This window comes from Nocardiopsis coralliicola (assembly GCF_054779695.1).
The window spans coordinates 113,139-133,788 of the sequence record NZ_BAAGXT010000013.1 but is presented as its reverse complement, the minus strand read 5'-3'; the positions used below and the strand labels follow the sequence as shown (position 1 = coordinate 133,788).

The following is a 20,650-nucleotide window of genomic DNA, read 5'->3' as shown; positions in this document are numbered from 1 at the left end:
GGCACCGCGTCGGCCCCGGTCGGCCTCGGCCGCCCGCCCGAGCCCCGCACCGAGGCGACCCGCTCGGTCGAGCCGCTGCGCGACCAGCGCCGGCCCGGTCCGGCGGCCGCCGGCGGAGCAGCGGGCAGCGCAGGCGGCGCATCGGGCGGCGCCGCGGGCAGGGCCCTGAACGGCAGCACCGGCACGCCCAACGGGAACGGAATCGCCGACGGCGCGAAGGGATCCAAGATGACCTCCGCCGGCCTGCCGCGGCGCAGCGCCCACCGGGACCCGCTGAAGGCCGCCCTGCTCGAGCAGATCAGCCAGGACCTCGCGGCCGGCGACCAGCCGGCCCGGCACGCCGCCCCCGACCCGGCCGAACCGGTGGAGGACCGCGCAGCGGTGATCCGGGACGAGCTCGGGGACTTCCTGGAGGGCGAGGCGGAGGCCCAGCAGCGGAACCGGTCGGCCGGCGGGGAGGACGAATGACCCGGTCGGCGGGCGCAGGCCCGTCCGGCGCCGGCCGCGGCGGGCACGCCGCACCGGACCACCCCCACACCACAGCGAGCAAGAGGTTGGTACACCAATGAACGAGCAGCTCAACGTTTCGGCCGACGACTTCTCCTGGCTGGTGTCCAACTTCGTGCGGGACACCCACGGCGCCGAGCACGCGATCGTCGTGTCCTCCGACGGCCTGCTCCTCACCGCGTCCCGCGACTTCCCCGAAGAGCACGCCGAGCAGCTCGCCGCGATCGCCAGCGGGCTGCAGAGCCTCGCCATCGGCGGCGCCAAGCTCTTCGACAAGGGGGAGTGCCAGTCGCTCATCGTGCGCATGCGCCAGGGCCACCTGATCGTGATGCAGATCAGCGACGGCTCCTCGCTGGCCGTGCTGAGCGACCGGCGCGCCGACATGAAGGTCGTCGCCTACGAGATGACGCGGATGGTCGAGCGGGTCGCGCACGCTCTCACCCCGCAGCTCCGCTCGGAGCTGCGCGAGGTGATCGGCAAGTGAGCGGCGGGCGCTGCCCCGCCGCGAGGAAGCAGCTGTGAGGAAGCCGTCATGAGCAACCGCAGGAGCAGCGCCCTGCGCTTCGCCCACGCGTCCGCCCCGCAGCCCGGTTGCGGAAAGGACGCCACCGTGAGGAAGCCACTGTCATGAGCTACCGCAGGAGCAGGAGCAAGACGAGCACCCGGATCCGCTCCTTCACCTACACCGGCGGGCGGACCCGGTCGCGGCACCCGCTCATGGTGCAGACTCTCGTCTCCACCGGCGACCCGGGCCACGACCCGCCCGAGAACCTGATGCCCGAGTCGCAGGAGATCTACCTGCTGTGCCGCGAGACGCGCTCCGTCGCCGAGGTCTCTGCCGAGCTGAAGATCCCCCTGGGCGTGACCCAGGTGCTCCTCAGCGACCTCGCCGAGCTCGGCCTCGTCTACATCCACCCGACCATCACGGGCAACAGCCCGTCGGAAAATCAGGTTCTGGAGAGGGCTCTTCGTGGCCTCGAACGACTTTTCCAGTGACGCCAACACCAAGGTGTCGACGAAGATCGTCGTCGCCGGCGGCTTCGGCGCCGGCAAGACAACCCTGGTCGGAGCCGTCAGTGAGATCCCGCCGGTGACCACGGAGGCGGTGATGACGGAGGCCAGCGTGCCGCACGACGACACGACGGCCACCCCCACCAAGGTGACCACCACCGTCGCCATGGACTTCGGCCGGATCACCGTCGACCAGCAACTGGTCATGTACATGTTCGGTACGCCGGGCCAGTCGCGGTTCTGGTTCATGTGGGACGACCTGATCCGCGGCGCCGTCGGCGCGGTCGTCGTCGTGGACTGCCGGCGGCTCGCCGACAGCTTCGACGCCGTCGACTATTTCGAGACGAACCGCCGCATCCCCTACATTGTTGCGCTGAACAAGTTCGACGGGCAGCTCGACTACACCGCGGAGGAGGTCCGGGAGGCCCTCGAGGTCGGCGCCACGGTGCCGATCATCGACTTCGACGCCCGCGACCGCACCTCCGGCGGCACGGTCCTGAAGACGCTGCTCCGCTACTCGCTGCAGTCCAACGCCGAGGCGGAGCCGGTCGGGTCCTGACCCCGCCGCCCGCGACCACCCCCTGACCGAGCCGCGGTCTCCGCCCCGTACACGGCGCCGTGCCCGAGCCGTCAAAGAGGAGATCCGTCCCGAGGAGGAGACGAACGATGCGCAAGATCCTGATCGTCGGAGCCGGGCACTCGGGCCTCCAGCTCGCCCACGGCCTGCTCAACAACGGCTACGACGTCACCGTCATCACGGGGCAGACCTCGATCGAGATCCGCACCGGCAGGCCCGCGCTCACCCAGCTCACCATGCCGTACGCGCTGGAGCTGGAACGCAGGCTGCACCTTGACTTCTGGAGTGCCCAGGCGCCCCAAGTGGAGAAGATGAAGGTCAGCCTGCGCGCCCCCGGCGCGCCGCCGATCACCGTGCCGTCCCGGTTCGGCAACGGCGAGGCGTACTCGATCGCCGTCGACCGCCGCATCAAGACGGCCGACTGGCTGGAGTATTTCGAGGACTGCGGCGGCAAGGTCGTCATCCACGGGATCACCGTCAGCGACCTCGACTACTTCTCCCGCATGTTCGACCTCATCGTCGTCGCGGTCGGCCACGGCGAGCTCGGTGCGCTCTTCGACCACGATGCCTCCCGGTTCACCGGAGCGCGCCCGCGGTCGGTCGCCCAGGTCAACCTGTACGACGTCGCCCCCGACCCCGGGGAGAAGGAGAGCGTGGGGTGGGCGGCCACCGCCCCGGACCTCGGCAACATCTTCCTGCTCCCGTTCCTCACCCAGGACGGGCCCTGCCACGCCTTCCTGATCAGCGACAAGACCGACGGCAACATGAAGGACTGGCCCGCGCGCCCCCGGCCGCAGGAGCAGTTCGAACTGATGCGCGACGCTGTCAAGCAGACGGCGCCCGACTACCTCGACCGGCTCACCGACGCCGAGCTCGTGGACGGGCGCAGTGCCATGCGGGACACCGTCCAGCCCCAGGTGCGCAACCCGGTCGGGGTGCTGCCCTCCGGCGGGCTCGTCCTCGGAATCTCCGACGTGGTCATTTCCATGGACCCCTACGTCCTGCAGGGGTGGAACCATTCCGCGCGCTGCGCCGACAGCTATCTCGGGAGTATTCTCGCCCACGGCGACAAGCCGTTCGACCGCGCGTTCCTGGAGAAGGCGTTCGAGGACTTCTGGACCTACGGGCTTCCCGTCCAGCACTGGGCCGAATTGAACTCGACCTTCTGGGAGGGCGAGGCGCCGCCGTTCATGGGGGAGCTGTTCGGCATGATGCAGCACCACCAGTCGGCCGCGGACCGGCTCATGACCTCGTGGAACGATCCCACCGATTTCGACGGATGGCTTTTCGACGAGGCGAAGGCGCGCGCGTTCATGGCGCAGCATTCCGGGTGAGTGCCGCCGGGCGGCCGGATCTCGGCCGCGCCGGCGCTGAGCGCGCGCCCGAGTAGGGGCACCGAGAACGGGTGCGCGCCGCGCCGATCAGCGGCGCGCACCGGGTCACCCCCGCATGTCGGGGACAGGGCGGGGTGTGCTGGCTCCACCGCCGGCGGCGCGCGCCGCCGGCGGTGCCGTGCCCTCCGGGCGGCGCGGTGCCGCGTGCCCGGTCGGCGCGCCCGGGCCTCCTCCGGGGAGCAGGGGTAATACAGAGTGGACGCGATTCCGCGCCCGCGAGGACGAAAGTCCCGAACGTCGCTGCGGCGGCATTCGGGACTTTTTTCGCGCCCTCCGTGTTTTCCAGTCCGCCGGTGCCAGAGTTTTCCCTGTGTTTCCTGGGGCGGGTCTCCGCCCGCGTGCCAGCGGTGAACTCGGAGGATGCAAGAGTCCAACGGCGGACATTGAGGGCACATCAGTCATCGCGGGATGTCCGAAAAGAAATCGCATATTGCCGTGCATGTGCATGAGGGCTACGATCCTCGTACTGCCGTCCGGCAAAGGGGGAACCATGGCCCGTTGTGAAGATTGCCTGATCTGAGGCTTCTTCGTCCGATGCCGTCCCTTTCCCCGGGCGTTCCGGTGCGCCGCACTGCGCGCGGCCGTGCCGCGGTGGGGGCGGCCCACCCACCAGCAGGGGGATCGCCGCGTGACCTCGCCCAGCCGCCGCACCGCCACTGACCCCCGGCACGCGATCGCGGTCGTCGGGCTCGCCTGCCGCCTCCCCGGAGCGCCCGACCCGCAGCGCTACCTGGCCCTGCTCCGGTCCGGCGGCAGCAGCATCGGCCCGGTGCCGGAGCAGCGCTGGGACCCGGACGCGGCCGGCCACGGACCCGCGGCCCGGTTCGGCGCGTTCCTGGACGCGGTCGACCGGTTCGACGCCGGCTTCTTCCACATGTCGCCGCGCGAGGCCGCGGAGACCGACCCCCGGCAGCGGCTCGCGCTGGAACTGGCCTGGGAGGCGGTCGAAGACGCGCGCACGCCCGCGGAGCGCCTCCGGCACACCGCCACCGGCGTCTTCGTCGGCGCGTTCGGCGACGACTACGCGCTGCTGAGGCACCGGTACGGCGGCCCGCCCGGGCACCACACCATGGCCGGGCTGCACCGCGGCATGATCGCCGACCGCGCCGCGCACGCCCTGGGCCTGCGCGGACCGGGCGGCGTCGTCGACACGGGGCAGTCGTCTGCCCTGGCTGCCGTGGACCAGGCGGTTCGGGCGCTGCGCGACGGCTCCTGCCGCGCCGCACTCGCCGGCGGGGTGCACCTGAACCTGGCGCCGTGGAGCGCGGCGGTGGAAGAGCAGTTCGGCGGGCTGGCCGCCGATGGCCGGGCGCGGCCGTTCGACGCGGGCGCGGGCGGCTACGTGCGCGGAGAAGGCGGCGCGCTGTTCCTGCTGAAGACCCTGGAAGCCGCCCGCGCCGACGGCGACCGGGTCCGCGCGCTGCTGCTCGGCTCGGCGGTGGCGCGGGACGGCGCCGGCGGGCTGACCGCCCCGCACGCGGCCGGTCAGGAGGCCGCGCTGCGCGGCGCGCTGCGCGACGCCCGGATCGCCGCCGGCGACGTCGGCTACGTCGAGCTGCACGGCGCCGGCACGCGCGCCGGCGATCCGGTCGAGGCGGCGGCGCTCGGCGCGGTGCTGGGCCGGGACCGCCCGGCGGGCGAACCGCTCCGGGTGGGTTCGGTCAAGGGCGCCGTCGGCCATCTGGAGGCGGCGGCCGGCGCGGCGGGCCTCGCCAAGGCCGTGCTGGCGGTCGAACAGGGGGAGCTGGTGCCGAGCCCCGGTTTCACGGCCGCAGGCCCGGACCTGCCGCTGGACCGGCTCGGCCTGGCGGTGCAGACGCGCCGGGAGCCGTGGTCCGGCCCGCGGGTCGCGGGAGTGACCTCGCTCGGCATGGGCGGGGCCGACTGCCACGTGATCGTCGCCGAACCCGGCGCCGACGCGGCTCCCGGCGTCTCCGCCGCTCCGAGGGGCGCGGACGAGGCGCCCGCCGGAGGTGCGGCGCACGCAGCGGCCGATGCCGGCGGTCCGCTCTGCTGGGTCCTCTCGGCGGCCTCGCCGGAAGCGCTGCGGGCCCAGGCCGGACGGCTGCGGGACTGGCTGCGCGACCGGGCCTACGACCCGGTCGACATCGGCTGGTCGCTGGCCCGGACGCGCTCGGCACTGGAGTACCGGGCGGCGGTGCACGGCCGACCGGGAGAGCTGGAGCGGGGTCTGGACGCCCTGTCCGGCGGCGCTGAGAGCCCGCACGTCCGGCAGGGCCGTGCGGCGCCGGACAGCGGAGCCCGGCCCGTCCCCGGACCGGCCGGTGCCGCCGGCGCCGACGCCGACGCCGCTGCGCGAGCGTTCTGTGCGGGAGCGTCCGTCGACTGGCGCGCGCTCTTCCCGGGCACCGCGCGCACGGTCGACCTTCCCACCTACGCCTTCCAGCGCCGCCGGCACTGGTTCGCCCCGGTGCGCGCGCCGGAACCGGAACCGCTGCCGGGCACCGCCGGCGGTGGTGCTCCGCCGGAGCGCGAAGGCGTCCCGGAAGCACCCGGCGCCGAGGGCGCCGGACCGGGCGCGGCGGACGCGGCCGCAGGCGGTTCCGCCGACCGGGCCGGGGTCCGCCCGCCCGGGGCGGCCGCCGCCCAGGCCGGCAGCGGGCCAGAGCAGAGCGGTATCGCCGCCGGGGTGGCCGCGGAGACCGCTGCGGTGCTCGGTGCCGGGGCGGCCGACCTCGACCCGGACCGGTCGTTCGCGCGCCTCGGCTTCGACTCTGTCCTCGGTGAGGAGCTGCGGACGCGGCTGCAGCGGCGGTTCGACCGCCGGCTCCCGTCCGGGCTCGTCTACGACCACCCCACGCCCGCCGCCGTCGCTCGGTACCTCTCCGGCGCAGTGCCGCTCGCCGCCGGCGCCGGACCGCGCCGGCCGGCCGAGGACGGCGATCCGATCGCCGTGGTCTCGGCCGCCTGCCGCTTCCCCGGCGGGGCCGACACCCCCGACGCCTTCTGGCGGGTGCTGGCCGCCCCCGGCGACGCACTCTCGGGCTTCCCCGCCGACCGCGGCTGGGGCCGGGTGCCCGTCGCCGGCGGCTCCGCCGCCGCGCGCGGCGGCTTCCTGCACGGCGCAGCCGAGTTCGACGCCGCCTTCTTCGGCATCGGCCCGCGCGAGGCCGCCACCATGGACCCCCAGCAGCGCCTCGTCCTCGAACTGGCCTGGGAGGCTCTGGAGCGGGCCGGAACCGACCCCACCCGCGGCGGCGACACCGGAGTCTTCATCGGCGCGTCGGCCTCCGGGTACGGCGCCGGCCGCGACTCCGCCGAGGCGGACTACCTGATGACCGGCACCGCGGGCGGCGTGGTCTCCGGGCGCGTCTCCTACGTGCTCGGGCTCACCGGGCCCGCCGTCACCGTCGACACGGCGTGCTCCTCCTCGCTGGTCGCGGTCCACCAGGCGGTGCGGGCCCTGCGCGCCGGCGAGTGCGGCACCGCTCTGGCCGGCGGCGTGTGCGTGATGGCCGCGCCGCACATGTTCACCGACTTCGCCGGCCGGCACGCGCTCTCCTCCGACGGCCGGTGCCGCCCCTTCGCAGACGGCGCTGACGGCAGCGTCTGGGGCGAGGGCGCAGGGATGGTGCTGTTGGAGCGGTTGTCGGATGCGCGGGCGCAGGGGCATCCCGTGCTGGCGGTGGTGCGGGGTTCGGCGGTGAACAATGACGGTGCGTCGAACGGGTTGACTGCCCCGAGCGGTTTGGCGCAGCAGACGGTGGTGCGGGCTGCGCTGGGTGATGCGGGCCTGGTGCCGGGCGATATCGATGCCGTGGAGGCGCATGGCACGGGGACCAGGCTCGGCGACCCGATCGAGGCCGACGCGCTGGCCGCCGTGTTCGGTCCGGAGCGGGAGCACCCGCTGCAGCTGAGCGCGGTGAAGTCGGCGATCGGGCACGCCCAGGCCGCCGCCGGCATGGCCGGGCTGATCGCGACCGTGCTCTCCCTCGGCCGCGCCGCGCCCCCGGACACCCTGCGCGGAGCCGCCCCCACCGGCCGCGTCGACTGGCGCGCCATCACCCCGGCCGACGGCCGCACCCCCTGGCCCAGCGCTGACCGCCCCCGCCGCGCCGGCGTCTCCGCGTTCGGCATCAGCGGCACCAACGCCCACGTCATCGTCGAATCCCCCGTCGGAGGCGAGACCTGCGCAGCTGGCGCCTCCCAGCGGCAGGGGGCGGCCGGCGCGGCCTCCAGCGAGCCGGCCGACGGGCCGAGCACCGCGGCCGGGCCCGCCCTGCGCGCACCCCTCGGCGCAGCAGCGGCACCTGCCCCCGCCGGCGGAGACGCCGCGGATCCGGCGGGCGGGCAGGAAGAGCACGCTCCGGCGGAGCACCTGGGCCGGGACGTGCCGGGAGCAGCAGAGGCTTCGGGCGCCGGCGGGAACGCCGTGCTCCCGTTCCCGATATCGGCGGGAGACGGCACGGCGCTGCGGGAGCAGGCGGCGCGGCTGCGCGGATTCGTCGAGGAGTGGGACGGCGCCTCAGGCGGCGGCCTGCCGGGGCTGGCCCGCACGCTCGCGGTCGGGCGGGCGGCGCTGGATGAGCGCGCGGTCGTGCTCGCCGGCGACCGCCGGGAGCTGGCCGAAGGACTCGGCGCCGTCGCCGCCGGCACCGTGCGGATCGCCGGGGCTGCGCCGGCCCCGGCCCCCGCCGCCCTCGGCGCGGCGCCCGACCCCGGCGGTCCCGTCTTCGTCTTCCCCGGCCAGGGCACCCAGTGGCCCGGCATGGCCACCGCCCTCTACGCCGAATCGCCGGTGTTCCGCGCCGCGCTGCACGACTGCGCCGACGCGCTCCAGCCGCACCTGGACACCGACGCCCTCGCACTGCTCACCCGCGGCCCCGGCGACCCGCCGCTGGCCGGCGTCCGGCTCATCCAGCCCGCGCTGTGGGCGGTCATGATCGCCCTCGCCCAGACCTGGCGCGCCGCCGGCGTCCACCCCTCCGCGGTCATCGGCCACTCCCAGGGCGAGATCGCCGCCGCCTGCGTCGCCGGCGCGCTGAGCCTCGACGACGGAGCCGCCGTCGTCGCCCGGCGCAGCGTCCTCGCCGACCGCCTCGCCGGATCCGGCACCATGGCGGCCGTCGCCCTCGGCGAGCAGGAGACCGCCGACGCCATCGCCGCCGTCCGGGCGGAGGGCGCCGAAGGGGCGGAGGAGCTCTTCATCGGGGCGCTCAACAGCCCCCGGTCCACGGTGGTGGCCGGCAGCCCCGCCGGCATCGCAGCCCTGCTGGAGCGGTGCGCCGCAGCCGGCGCCGATACGCGCCACCTGCACCTCGACTACGCCTCCCACTGCCCCCTGGTCGAGCCGATCCGCGAACCGCTCCTGGACGCCCTGGCCGGGATCGCGCCGCGCCCGCCCGCCGTGCCGTTCCACTCCACCCTGCTCGGCGGCCCGCTCGACCGCCCGCTGGACGCCGAGTACTGGTACCGCAACCTGCGCGGCACCGTCCGGTTCGCGCCCGCCGTGGCCGGCCTCGCCGCGCAGGGCCACCGGCTCTTCGCCGAGTGCGCGCCGCACCCGGCGCTGAGCGCGGCGGTCGCCGCCACCCTCGAGGCCTCCGGTGCCCAAGGCGCCTGCGTGCCCTCGCTGCGCCGCGGCGAGGGCGGCGCCGGCCGCCTCGCCGAAGCGGTCGACCAGGTCGCCGAAGCCGGCGGCGCGAGCAGCGACCCGGCCGGAGCGGCCCGGGCCTTCACCGCGGGCGCCCGGGTCGACTGGACGCGCTTCACCGGCTCCGGTCCGGCTGCGGCCGCCCCCGCCCTGCCCACCACGCCGTTCACCCGCCGACGGTTCTGGCTGGACCCGCCGGCGCCGACCGGTGCCGCGGCCCCCGGCGACGCCCTCCGCTACCGCGAGGAATGGGTGCGCACCGACCTGCCGCGGCCCGGCCGGGCCGGCCGCTGGATCGCCGTCGCCCCCGCGGCGGCCGCACCCGGCGACACCGCCGACGCCGTTGCGGCGGCCTTCCGGTCCTGCGGGGCCGAAGCCGGCACCGCCGTGCTTCCCGAACCGCTGGACCGCTCCTCGGCCGCCGCGGCCCTGCGCGAGGCCGGGATCGGAACGGCCGACGGCGTCGTCCTCGCCCCGGTCCCCGGCGACGGCGGACACGCCGCTGCGGCGGCCGCCGTGCTCCTGCAGGCGCTCGGCGACACCGGCGCGCGCGCACGGCTGTGGTGCCTGACCCGCGGCGCCGTCGCTGCGGCACCGGGGGACAGCCCCGCCGACCCGTGGGCTGCCGCCGCCTGGGGCCTGGGCCGCGTCGCCCGCCAGGAACACCCCGCGGTGTGGGGCGGCCTGGTCGACACCGAGCCCGGCGCCAGCCTCGCGGCTGCTGCTGCGGCGGCGCGTGCGGCACCGCCTGAGGAGGACCAGCTGGCGGTGCGCCCGCCGGGCCTCCTCGCGCGCCGGCTGGTGCGCGCGGCCGTCGGCGCGGCCGGCGCTCCGCTGCCCGGCTGGCGGCCGCGCGGCACGGTCCTCGTCACCGGAGGCACCAGCGGCATCGGTGCGGCAGTGGCGCGCCGCCTCGCCGCCGAGCCGGACCCGCCGCACCTGCTCCTGGCCAGCCGCCGCGGTCCGGACGCGCCCGGCGCCGCCGACCTGCACGCCGAGCTGACCGCCGGCGGAGCCGGCGCCACCCTCGCCGCGTGCGATGTCAGCGACCGCGCGGCGCTGCGGGACCTGCTCGCCGCCATCCCGGCCGACCGGCCGCTCAGCGCGGTGCTGCACGCCGCGGTGTCCCTGGACGATGCGCCGGTCGCCGCACTCACTGCAGAGCGGATCCGCGCGGCCGCCGCCGCCAAGGCCGCCGGAGCCCTGCACCTGCACGAGCTCGCCGGCGACGGCCTCGACGCGTTCGTGCTGTTCTCCTCGGTCACCGCCCTGGCCGGGGTGGCCGGGCAGGGCAACTACGCGCCCGCCAACGCGGTACTGGACGCGCTGGCCGCACACCGGAGCGCGGCGGGGCTGCCCGCCCTGTCCATCGCCTGGGGTGTGTGGGCCGACGCGGGGATGGCGGTCGGCGGCGGGCCCGGCGACGCCGAGAAGCTCGCCCGGCACGGGCTTCCCGGTATGGCGGCCGGTCCGGCGCTGGACGCGCTGCGCACCGCCGTCGACGCCGCCTGCGGCCCGGCCGCCGAGCCGGCGGTGGCGATCGCCGACGTCGACTGGGCGCGCTTCGCCCTGGCGTTCACCGCGGTGCGCCCTAGCCGCCTCCTCGACCGCATCCCCGAGGCTGCGGCACAGCTCGGCGGGGACGGTGCGGCCGCCGGCGGGAGCGCAGCGGCCGAAGGCCCCGCGGGCGAGGGCGGCCCCACCCGGGACGGCCTGCTGGCGGCCGTGCGCGAGCACACCGCCGCGGTGCTGGGCCACTCGGGCGCCGGCGCGGTGCGCGACGGCCGCAGCTTCAAGGACCAGGGGCTGGACTCGGTGACGGCGCTCGAGCTGCGCAACCGGCTGTCCGCCGCGTCCGGCACCGAGCTGCCCGCCTCCATCGCGTTCGACTACCCGACGCCGTCCGCCCTCGCCGGCCACCTGGCCGACCTGCTCGGCGCCCCCGGCGGGGAGCAGGCGGGGGCCGGCGCCGCCGGACCGCCCGGAGGCGGACCCGACGGAGCGCGCGCCGCGCTGGAGCGCGCACTCGACCAGGCGGAGGCGGCCGTCGCCGCGCTCGGCGCCGGCGCCGCACCGGCCGCCGCCGGCGAACGGGTCCAGGCCCTGGCCGACCGGCTGCACGGCGATGCCGATATCGCCGGAGCCGAGGCCGACCGCCTCTTCGCCCTCATCGACGCCGAACTGGGCCCCGAAGGGGGCGCCCACCCGTGACCCGCACACCCCCCGCCGGTGCTCGCCGGGCTCTGCCTTCCCGCGGTGCCCGGATCGCGCCGGCAGAACCGCCGAGTCCCGAGCGGGGCGCTGCTGCAGGAGAGCGGAGGCACCCTTCCCGGTCCGGCGCCGACGGCGTCCGCGGCGCCGGCCCCCTAGCGCCGGTCGACTGGGGCGGCAGCGCCCGCAGGCGCCCTAGGCCGGCACGTGGCCGGCCCCGCGCCCTGCGCACGCAGCGCGGAAGCGGAGCCGGCACGGGCGGTGCCGTCCGGGAACCGGGGCCGGGGTGCGCCGTGGCCTGCGGCGCACCGCCGCGCGGTCCGGCGCGGCGCGGGAGGGCTCCGCACTCTGCGGGTGGCAGCCGAGCGTGCCGGCGGCCCGTCCGTGCCAGGCCGGCGCCGGCCGCGGGAGATCCGGCCGGGCCGGGGCCCGGCCCGGGTGCGGGAGTGACGGACGAGCTGGGGCCCCGCGGTGCGGGGCAGGAGGAGGGAAGGCCGTAATGGCGGACGACACGAAGATGCTCGGGTACCTCAAGCGCGTCACCGCCGACCTGCGGCGGGCGCGGGCACGGCTGGAGGCCGCGCGGGAGCCGGTCGCGGTGGTGGGCATGGCCTGCCGGTTCCCCGGCGCCGACACCCCCGAGGAGCTGGCCGGGCTGCTCGCCGGCGGCACCGACGCCACCTCCGGCTGGCCCACCGACCGCGGGTGGGACATCGACGGGCTCTACCACCCCGAGCGCGGCCGCCCCGGGCGCACCTACGTCCGCCGGGGCGGGTTCGTGGCCGGCGCCGCAGAGTTCGACCCGGCGTTCTTCGGTGTCAGCCCGCGCGAAGCCGCCATGATGGACCCGCAGCAGCGGCTCTTCCTGCAGATCTGCTGGGAGGCCGCGGAGCGCGCCGGCCTCGACCCCGAGGGGCTGCGCGGCAGCCCCGTCGGCGTCTTCGCCGGCGTCAGCAACCGCGACTACGCCACCGACATGATCGACCGCACCGAAGACGGCGGCGGCTACCTGCTCACCGGTACCTCCTCCAGCGTCGTCTCCGGCCGCATCTCCTACCTCCTCGGCCTGGAAGGCCCCTCCCTCACCGTCGACACGGCCTGCTCCTCCTCCCTGGTGGCGCTGCACCTCGCGATGAACGCCCTGCGCAGGGGCGAATGCGGGCTCGCGCTGGCCGGAGGCTCCACCGTGATGGCCACCCCGCACCTGTTCGTGGAGTACTCCCGGCAGCAGGCCGTCGCCCCCGACGGCCGCTCCAAGGCGTTCGACGCCTCGGCCGACGGCGCCGGGTTCGCCGAAGGCGCGGGCGCCGTGCTGTTGGAGCGGTTGTCGGATGCGCGGGCCAACGGCCATCCGGTGCTGGCGGTGCTGCGGGGCTCGGCGGTGAACAACGACGGCGCGTCGAACGGGTTGACGGCTCCGAGCGGCCCGGCGCAGCAGGCGGTGGTGCGGGCCGCACTGGCCGATGCGGGGCTGGAGCCGGCCGACATCGACGCCGTCGAGGCGCACGGCACCGGCACCAAGCTCGGCGACCCGATCGAGGCGGGCGCGCTGAACGCCGTGCACGCCGGCCGCGACCGCCCGCTCTGGCTGGGCTCGATCAAGTCGAACATCGGCCACACCCAGTCCGCCGCCGGCGTCGCCGGCCTGATGAAGATGGTGCTCGCCCTGCGCGGCGGCACCCTGCCCGCCAGCCTGCACATCAGCCGCCCCAGCCCGCACATCGACTGGGACAGCGGAGTCCTGGGCCTCCTCGACACCGCCCGGCCCTGGCCCGCCGACCCCGAGCGGCCCCGCCGCGCCGGCATCTCCTCCTTCGGGTTCAGCGGCACCAACGCCCACCTCATCGTCGAGGAGGCACCCGCCGGGGGCACCCCCGCCGCTGGAGCTCCCGCGGAACCCGCCGAACCCGCCGAAGCCGGCGGATCCGGAGACTCCACCGCCCCCGCCCTGCTGCGCCCCTTCACCGCACCGGTACCGGTGCCCTGGATCGTCGCCGGACGCACCCGCAGCGACGTCGCCGCCCAGGCCGCCGCCCTGCGCGCGCGCCTCGGCCGGCACGCCGCCAGCCCCGCGGCCGCAGCGGCCACCGCCATCGGGCTCGCCGCTCCGCGCGGCCGGCTGCCCTACCGCGGCGCCGTCACCGCCCCCGACCGCGCCGGACTCGACGCCGGACTCGCCGCGCTCGCCGCGGGGCGCGAGGCGGAACCGCCGGTACGCACCGCGCCCGCGCGCGACGGCGCACCCGCCGGCACCGTATTCGTCTTCCCCGGCCAGGGCGCGCAATGGCCGGGGATGGGCGCCGCCCTGCTGGAGCGGTCCCCCGTCTTCGCCGCCCGCGCCGAAGAGGTCGCCGCGGCGCTGGACCCGCACACCGGCTGGTCGCTCATCGACGTCCTGCGCGGCGCCCCCGGAGCCCCGGAGCTCGACAGCGCCGCCGTCGTCCAGCCCGCGCTGTTCGGCATGGCCCTCGCACTCGAGGAGCTGTGGCGGGCGTGCGGGGTGCAGCCGGACGCGGTCGTCGGCCACTCCCAGGGCGAGATCGCCGCCGCCTGCGCCGCCGGCGCGCTGAGCCTCGACGACGCCGCGCGCCTCATCGCCGTCCGCTCCCAGGTGGTCGAACCCCTCGTCGGCCGCGGCGGTGCCGCCGCAGTCGCCGCGGGCCCCGAGCAGCTGCAGCAGATCTTCGCAGCCGAGGGGCTCGGACTCTCGATCGCCGCCCACAACAGCGCCGACTCCTGCATCGTGGTCGGCGACGACGCCGGCCTGGAGCGGCTGGCCGAGCGGTGCGCCGCCGACGGCCGGCCCGTCCGCCGCCTCGCCGCCTCCTACCCCGGCCACGGCCCGGCCATCGAGGAGGTGCGCACGGCGTTCCTGGAGCGTGCCGCCGGAGTCGCGCCGCGCACCGCCGACATCCCGCTGTACTCCACCGTCACCGCCGAGCGCGCCGACGGCGCCGAGCTCGACACCGGCTACTGGTACCGCAACCTGCGCGAGCCGGTGCGGTTCGCGCCGGTGCTGCGTACCCTGGCCGCCCGCAGGAGCGTCTTCTGCGAGGTCAGCCCGCACCCGGTGGCCACCGGCCCGATCACCGCGGTCGCCGCCGAGGCCGCCGCGGAGTCTGCGCCGTCAGCGGCGCACGACGGCGCCGAGTCTGCGGCCGTCGCCACCCTGCGGCGCGGCGACGGCGGGCCGGAGCGGTTCACCGCCGCCGTCGCCGAGGCCGCCGCCTCCGGCGCGGCGTTCGACGCCGCCGCGCTCGTGGGCGCCCCCGGGCCGCTGCCCGACGGGTACGCGCCGCCCACCTACGCCTTCCAGACCCAGCGGTACTGGGCCGACCGCGGCCCGGTGCGTACCCCCCGCAGCGGCGGGCACGCCCTGGTGCAGACCGAGCTCGGCCGCCCCGACGGCCAGGGCCCGCTGCTGTCCGGGCAGTTCTCGCTGCGCAGCGCGCCGTGGCTCGCCGACCACCGCGCGGCCGGCGAGATCCTGGTGCCCGGCACGGCGCTCCTCGACCTCGCCCTGCACGCCGGCGCGCGGGCCGGCTGCCCGGAACTGGCCGACCTGCAGCTGCTCGCGCCGCTCGCGGTGCCCGGCGGCGACGGTTCCGGCGGCGCCGGCGAGGACGGCGGTGCGACGGAGATCCAGGCCGACGTCGGCGCCGCGGCCGCGGACGGCACCCGGCCGGTCCGCATCCACGCCCGCACCGGCGGCGGTGCATGGACCCTGCACGCCGAGGGCGCCCTCCGCCCGCGCTCGGCAGAACCCGACCACCCGCCGCTGCCCGCGCAGTGGCCGCCGCAGCAGGCCGAACCGGTCCCGCTGGAGGGCGCCTACGAGCGCCTCGCCGACCGCGGCCACGACTACGGCCCCGCGTTCCAGGGCCTGCGCGCGCTGTGGCGGGACGGCGAGGACACCTACGCCGAGGTGGCCCTGCCCGCCGGCGCCGCGGTCAACCCGGGCGCGGCCGCGCACCCCGCGCTGCTCGACGCCGCCCTGCACACACTCCTCATCGGCGAGGGCCGGGAGTCCGACACCCTGCTCATGCCGTTCTCCTGGGAGGGGGTCCGGCTGCACTCCGCCGCCGGCGACCGGGTCCGGGTGCGGGTGACCGGGCTCGGCGGCGGTATCCACCGCATCACGCTGGCCGGCGCGGACGGGGCGCCCCTCCTGGACGTCGACGCGTTCACCGTGCGCGAGGCGCGCCCCGGCGCCGCGGGCGCAGCGCGCTCGCTCTACGCGCTCACCTGGGTGCCGCCGGAGCCCGCCGGCGCGGCCGGCGGCGGCGCTCCGCCCGTACCGCAGGCACCCGCACCGCAGTCGACCGGCTGGGCGGTCCTCGACGGCGCACCGCCCACCGCCGGCACCCGCCACCGCGACCTGACCGCGCCGTTCGCCGCGTTCGCCGCCGGCGCACCAGCGCCGGACCTCGCCGTCGCGCCCGCGCCCGGCTCCGGCGCGGGCCCCGACCCGGCCGCAGCCCGCGCCGCGACCGCCGCAACCCTGGAGCTGGTCCAGCAGTGGCTGGCCGAGGAGCCCACCGGCGAGGCGCGGCTCGCCGTCGTCACCCGCGGCGCTGCCGCCACCCGCCCCGGTGAAGGCGTCGAGGACCTCTCCGGCGCCGCCGCGTGGGGCATGCTCCGGTCGGTCCAGACCGAGAACCCCGGCCGGTTCGTCCTCCTCGACCTCGAACCCGGCGACGCCGCACCCGAGCGCCCCGCGGAGGAGGCCGCTGCGGTGCAGGCCGCGCTGCGGCACGCGGTCGCCGCCGACGAGCCGCAGCTGGCCCTGCGCGACGGAGCGCTGCTCGTCCCGCGCCTCGGCACCGCCGCGCCCGGCGCCGCCGGTCCGGCCGCCGACCGCGGCTGGCGCCTGGAAGCCGACGGCAGCGGGCGCATCGACGGCCTCGCCTGCCGCCCGCACCCCGATGCCGAGCGGCCGCTCGGCGCCGGTGAAGTCCGGATCGACGTCCACTCGGCCGGCCTCAACTTCCGCGACGTCCTGCTCACGCTGGGCGCCTACCCCGAGCCCGGAACCATCGGCTACGAGGCCGCCGGCACCGTCGCCGCAACCGGCCCCGGCGTGTCCGGGCTGGCCCCGGGCGACCGGGTCATGGGGCTGGTCGCCGGCGCGCTCGGCCCGGTCGGCGTGGCCGACCAGCGGATGCTCGCGCGCGTCCCGGACGGCTGGACCCTCGCCGAGGCGTCCGCCGCCACCGGCGTCTACCTCACCGCCTACTACGCGCTGGTGGACACCGCCCGGCTGCAGGGCGGCGAGCGGCTGCTGGTGCACGCGGCGGCCGGCGGCGTCGGCCTCGCAGCCGTGCACCTGGGCCGGCACCTCGGCGCCGAGGTGTACGCCACCGCGAGCGCGCCCAAGCGGGCGCTGCTGCGGCGCCTCGGCATCCCCGCCGAGCGCATCGGCGACTCCCGCTCGGCGGAGTTCGAAGAGCGGCTGGGCCGCACCACTGCGGCCGAAACCGGCGCTGCCGGGAGCGGCGGCGTGGACGTCGTCCTCAACTCGCTCACCGGACCGCTCGCCGACGCCGGCCTGCGGCTGCTCCGCGGCGGCGGCCGGTTCGTCGAGATCGGCCGCAACGACCTGCGCGACCCGGCCGCCGTCGAGGCGGAGCACCCGGGCACGGCGTACCTGCCGCTGGCGCTCCCCAACGCCGGACCGGAGCGGATCGCCGAGATGCTCGCCGACCTGGGCGCGCTCTTCGACAAGAGCGTGCTGCCCCGGCTCCCGCTGTCCTGCCTGCCGATCGGCAGCACCTCCGCCGGCATGCGCCGCATGCAGCTGGGCCGCAGCACCGGAAAGACCGCCCTCACCGTCCAGCGCCCGCTCGACCCCGGCGGAACGGTCCTCATCACCGGCGGAACCGGTGCGCTCGGCAAGGTCGTCGTGCGCCACCTGGCCGACCGCTACGGCATCCGCAGCTTCGTGCTGCTCAGCCGGCGCGGAGCCGAGGGGGAGGGCGTGGCGCAGCTGCGCGCCGACATGGCCGGGGCCGGGGCCGCGGTCGCGGTCGTCACCGGCGACGCCGCAGCCCCCGCCGACCTGGACCGGGCGCTCGCCGCCGTACCCGCCGACCGGCCGCTCACCGCGGTCATCCACTCCGCCGTGGTGGTCGACGACGGCGTCGCCACCGGGCAGACCGCCGAGCGCGCCGACGCCGTGCTGCGCGCCAAGGCCGACTCGGCGTGGCTGCTGCACGAGAAGACCCGCGGCACCGGCCTCGCCGCGTTCGTGCTGTTCTCCTCGGCCGCCGGGGTCCTCGGCACCGCCGGCCAGTCCACCTACGCCGCCGCCAACGCCTACCTCGACGCGCTCGCCCAGTACCGGGCGGCGCGCGGGCTGCCCGCGACCTCGCTGTCCTGGGGGGTGTGGGCCGAGCGCGGCGACTCCGCGCCCGAGATCGCAGGAACCGACCTGCACCGGTTCGCCCGGATCGGCCTGCGCGAGATGCCGACCGGGCTGGGGATGGCGCTGCTCGACGCGGCGCTCGACGACGACCGGCCGCACTTCGTGCCGATGCGCCTCGACTCCGCGGCGCTGCGCTCCACCTCCGCCGTCGTCCCGCCGGTGCTGCGCTCGCTCCTGCCGCCGGCCGCCCCGGCCGGCGCCGCCGGGGGAGCAGCGGAGGGGGCCGCCGCCGAACCCGCGGCGCCTCCCGGCTCCGGCGACGCCCTCGGCCTGGTCCGGGTGCGCGCGGCGGAGGTCCTCGGCCACACCGGCCCGGAGTCGATCGCGCCGGACGCGTCCTTCCTGGAGCTCGGCTTCGACTCGCTGACCGCGGTCGAGCTCCGCAACCGGCTCGGCGCCGACCTCGGCCGCCGGCTGCCCGCCGGCCTCGTCTTCGCCCACCCCACCCCGGAGCTCCTCGCCGCGCACCTCGCGGAGGAGGAGGGCGCCGGCGGCGCCGAGCCCGCCGCCGCCGCGGAACGGGAAGGCAGTCCGGACGGCGCGGCGGACCAGCCGGCCGCTGACGACGACGGCGCGATCGTGCCGCTCTTCCTGCGCGCCTGCCGCGAAGGCCGCGCCGAGGAGGGCACAGTGCTGCTGCGCGCCGCAGCGGCCCTGCGGCCCTCCTTCACCGACGCCGCCGCCGAACCGGCGCCCCGGCCGGTCGTGCTCGCCAGCCACCCGGCCGGCGCCGCGCCCGGCACCGCCCGCCTGTTCTGCTTCCCCTCGCTGGTCGTCATCTCCGGGGCCCACGAATACGCCCGCTTCGCCTCCGCACTCCGCGGCGAGCGGGGCTCCACCGCCCTTCCCAACCCCGGATTCGCGGCCGGCGAGCGGCTCCCCGCCGACGTCGGCGCCCTGGCCGACCTGCACGCCCGAACGGTCCTGCGGGAGGCCGGCGGAGCACCGTTCGCCCTCCTCGGCCGCTCGTCCGGCGGCTGGGTCGCGCACGCCGTCGCGCTCCGCCTGCAGCAGCTCGGCACGCCGCCCACCGCGCTCGTCCTCCTGGACACCCCCGGCACCGCCGAGACCGCCGGGTTCCGGCTGATGGAGGCCGGCCTGGAGGCCCGCGCCGGCGACCTGGGCCTCGCTGACGCAGCGCGCGCCACCGCGGCCGGCGGCTACATGGACCTGTTCTGGGGGCGCGAGGTCGAACCGGTCGCGGCGCCGATCCTGCAGCTGCGCCCCCGCTCGGCCTTCCTCGACCGGACCGGCGTGCCCGTCGCCGGCGGGGACGCGCCGCTGCACTGGCCGCTGCCGCACGACACCGCCGACGTCTCCGGCGACCACCTCAGCATGCTCGAAGACCATGCCGACGAGGCGGCCGCAGCAGTGCACGGACACCTCGCCCGCCGGGAGCACCGCACCTCCGGCGCCACCAGCCCCGCCGGGGCTTCCCCTGCCCACGGACGCACCGAAGAACGGGAGCGCGCATGATCACCACCGACGCCTGGGTCATCGACGCCGGCGGCGCCGCCGGCAGTGCAGGGGGAGGAGGCCCGCTGCTGCGCCCGGGGGAGGCGCTGCAGCGGCGCACCGTCTCCATCCCCGACCCGGAGGAGCACGAGGCCCTGGTCGAACCGGTCTACGGGGCCTGGGAAGCCAACATCGGCCATGCGCTCTCCCGCAGCCCCATCGACGTGTGCGCGCAGCGCGGCGAAGAGTCCGCCATCCTCGGCAACCTCGGCATCGTGCGGGTGCTGCGTCCGGGCCCGGCCGCGGCGGGGCGGCTCACTGAGGGCGACCTGTGCTTCGTGCTGCCGTTCGCCCGCCGCGACCGGGCCGGCTACGCCACCCTCGTCTACGCCTACGACGCGCCCGGCACCTACGGTCTGATGGCCAAGCGCACCAAGATCGACTCCGCGCTGCTGCTGCCGGTCCCCGATACCCGCTTCGACCTGCGCCGCTGGGTGCCCTACGCCCGCTACTTCACCGCGTGGGACAACTGGCGCGTCGCCTACCGGTGCTGGCGCACCCAGATGGAGGACGCCGATCCGGCCGAGCACCTCGTCTTCGGCTGGGGCGGCGGCGTCGCCTTCGCCGAGATGGAGCTCGCGCGCGAGGAGGGGTTCCGTACCGCGATGACGGCCGGCAGCGACGAGCGGCTCGCCGTACTCGGCAAGCACGGCATCACGCCGGTCGACCGGCGCTCCTTCCCGCACCTGTCCGCACCGCCGCCCCCGCCCGGAGAGCCCGGCTCCGACGACGCCGGCGTGCGCGCCCGCTACCGCGCCTCGGAGAAGCAGTTCCTCGAGGTCGTGCACGGCCTCAGCGGCGGTGAGGGGGTCGCCGTGTTCGTCGACAACATCGGCGCGCCGCTGTACAAGGCGACGGTGAAGTCGCTCGCGCGGCAGGGCGTGCTCGCCACCGTCGGCTGGAAGCACGGCATGCGCACCACCAGCCTGCGCGCCAGCGAGTGCATCAACCGCCATCTCCACGTGCACACCCACGTCTGGCGGTTCCAGGACTCCGCCGCCATCCGCGACCGCATGGAGGCCACCGGCTGGATCCCCGAACCCGGCCCCGAATGGTCCTTCGACGAGCTCCCCCGCCTCGCCGACGACTTCGAGGACGGGAAGGTCGACTCGTATTTCCCCGTCTACCGCATCAACGACCTGTGAGCGCGCTCTGACGGGTGTCCCCGTCTGCGCCGGCGGCCTGTGACTGCGCCCTGACGGGCTCCGGTCCTCCTGCAGCAGCGCGGTACAGGCGCGGCCCCGGTCGGGCAGGGGCCCTTCCCCGCCCCTGCCCGGACGTTCGGCCGCTGCCGCGCGCGGCAGCGGCCGAACGCGTCAGCGGAGCGGTGCCCGGACCCGGCGGCGCGGCGCGCAGGGGCGGCCGCCGCCCCGGGTATCCAGCGGGCCGGCACGGTG

At 77.0% G+C, this 20,650-nt stretch carries 7 protein-coding genes and 1 pseudogene; all 8 read left to right on the top strand.

Annotated elements, in window-relative coordinates; genetic code table 11:
• Nucleotides 1–468, top strand: a pseudogene (locus ACYVGT_RS12475) (hypothetical protein); the annotation flags it as partial.
• Nucleotides 469–565: 97 nt separating this feature from the next.
• A complete protein-coding gene (locus ACYVGT_RS12470) occupies nt 566–991 on the top strand; it encodes a roadblock/LC7 domain-containing protein (RefSeq protein WP_460857401.1) in 426 nt (141 codons plus the stop codon).
• A gap of 143 nt (nt 992–1,134) precedes the next feature.
• The gene (locus ACYVGT_RS12465) at nt 1,135–1,503 is read left to right on the top strand and encodes a DUF742 domain-containing protein (RefSeq protein ID WP_460857398.1); all 369 of its coding nucleotides are present in this window, start codon (nt 1,135–1,137) and stop codon (nt 1,501–1,503) included.
• Between the two features lie 13 nt (nt 1,504–1,516).
• The gene (locus ACYVGT_RS12460) at nt 1,517–2,077 is read left to right on the top strand and encodes a GTP-binding protein (protein WP_460857408.1); all 561 of its coding nucleotides are present in this window, start codon (nt 1,517–1,519) and stop codon (nt 2,075–2,077) included.
• A gap of 107 nt (nt 2,078–2,184) precedes the next feature.
• A complete protein-coding gene (locus ACYVGT_RS12455) occupies nt 2,185–3,429 on the top strand; it encodes a styrene monooxygenase/indole monooxygenase family protein (protein WP_460857396.1) in 1,245 nt (414 codons plus the stop codon).
• A 688-nt stretch (nt 3,430–4,117) separates the two neighbouring features.
• Complete coding sequence (locus ACYVGT_RS12450; RefSeq protein WP_460857394.1) at nt 4,118–11,314, top strand: SDR family NAD(P)-dependent oxidoreductase; 7,197 nt, start codon at nt 4,118–4,120, stop codon at nt 11,312–11,314.
• Nucleotides 11,315–11,813: 499 nt separating this feature from the next.
• Nucleotides 11,814–19,214, top strand: a complete 7,401-nt coding sequence (locus ACYVGT_RS12445) for a beta-ketoacyl synthase N-terminal-like domain-containing protein (RefSeq protein WP_460857392.1) — start codon at nt 11,814–11,816, stop codon at nt 19,212–19,214.
• Nucleotides 19,211–20,398: a hypothetical protein gene (locus ACYVGT_RS12440; RefSeq protein WP_460857390.1), complete on the top strand. Its 1,188-nt coding sequence runs from the start codon at nt 19,211–19,213 to the stop codon at nt 20,396–20,398. Before ACYVGT_RS12445 ends, ACYVGT_RS12440 begins: the two co-directional genes overlap by 4 nt.
• Nucleotides 20,399–20,650 lie beyond the last annotated feature (252 nt).

Excerpts from the sequence above, each read along its gene's own strand:
- ACYVGT_RS12470 (WP_460857401.1), top strand. The coding sequence starts at position 566 with ATGAACGAGCAGCTCAACGTTTCGGCCGACGACTTCTCCTGGCTGGTG.
- ACYVGT_RS12465 (WP_460857398.1), top strand. The coding sequence starts at position 1,135 with ATGAGCTACCGCAGGAGCAGGAGCAAGACGAGCACCCGGATCCGCTCC.
- ACYVGT_RS12455 (WP_460857396.1), top strand. The coding sequence starts at position 2,185 with ATGCGCAAGATCCTGATCGTCGGAGCCGGGCACTCGGGCCTCCAGCTC.
- ACYVGT_RS12445 (WP_460857392.1), top strand. The coding sequence starts at position 11,814 with ATGGCGGACGACACGAAGATGCTCGGGTACCTCAAGCGCGTCACCGCC.
- ACYVGT_RS12440 (WP_460857390.1), top strand. The coding sequence starts at position 19,211 with ATGATCACCACCGACGCCTGGGTCATCGACGCCGGCGGCGCCGCCGGC.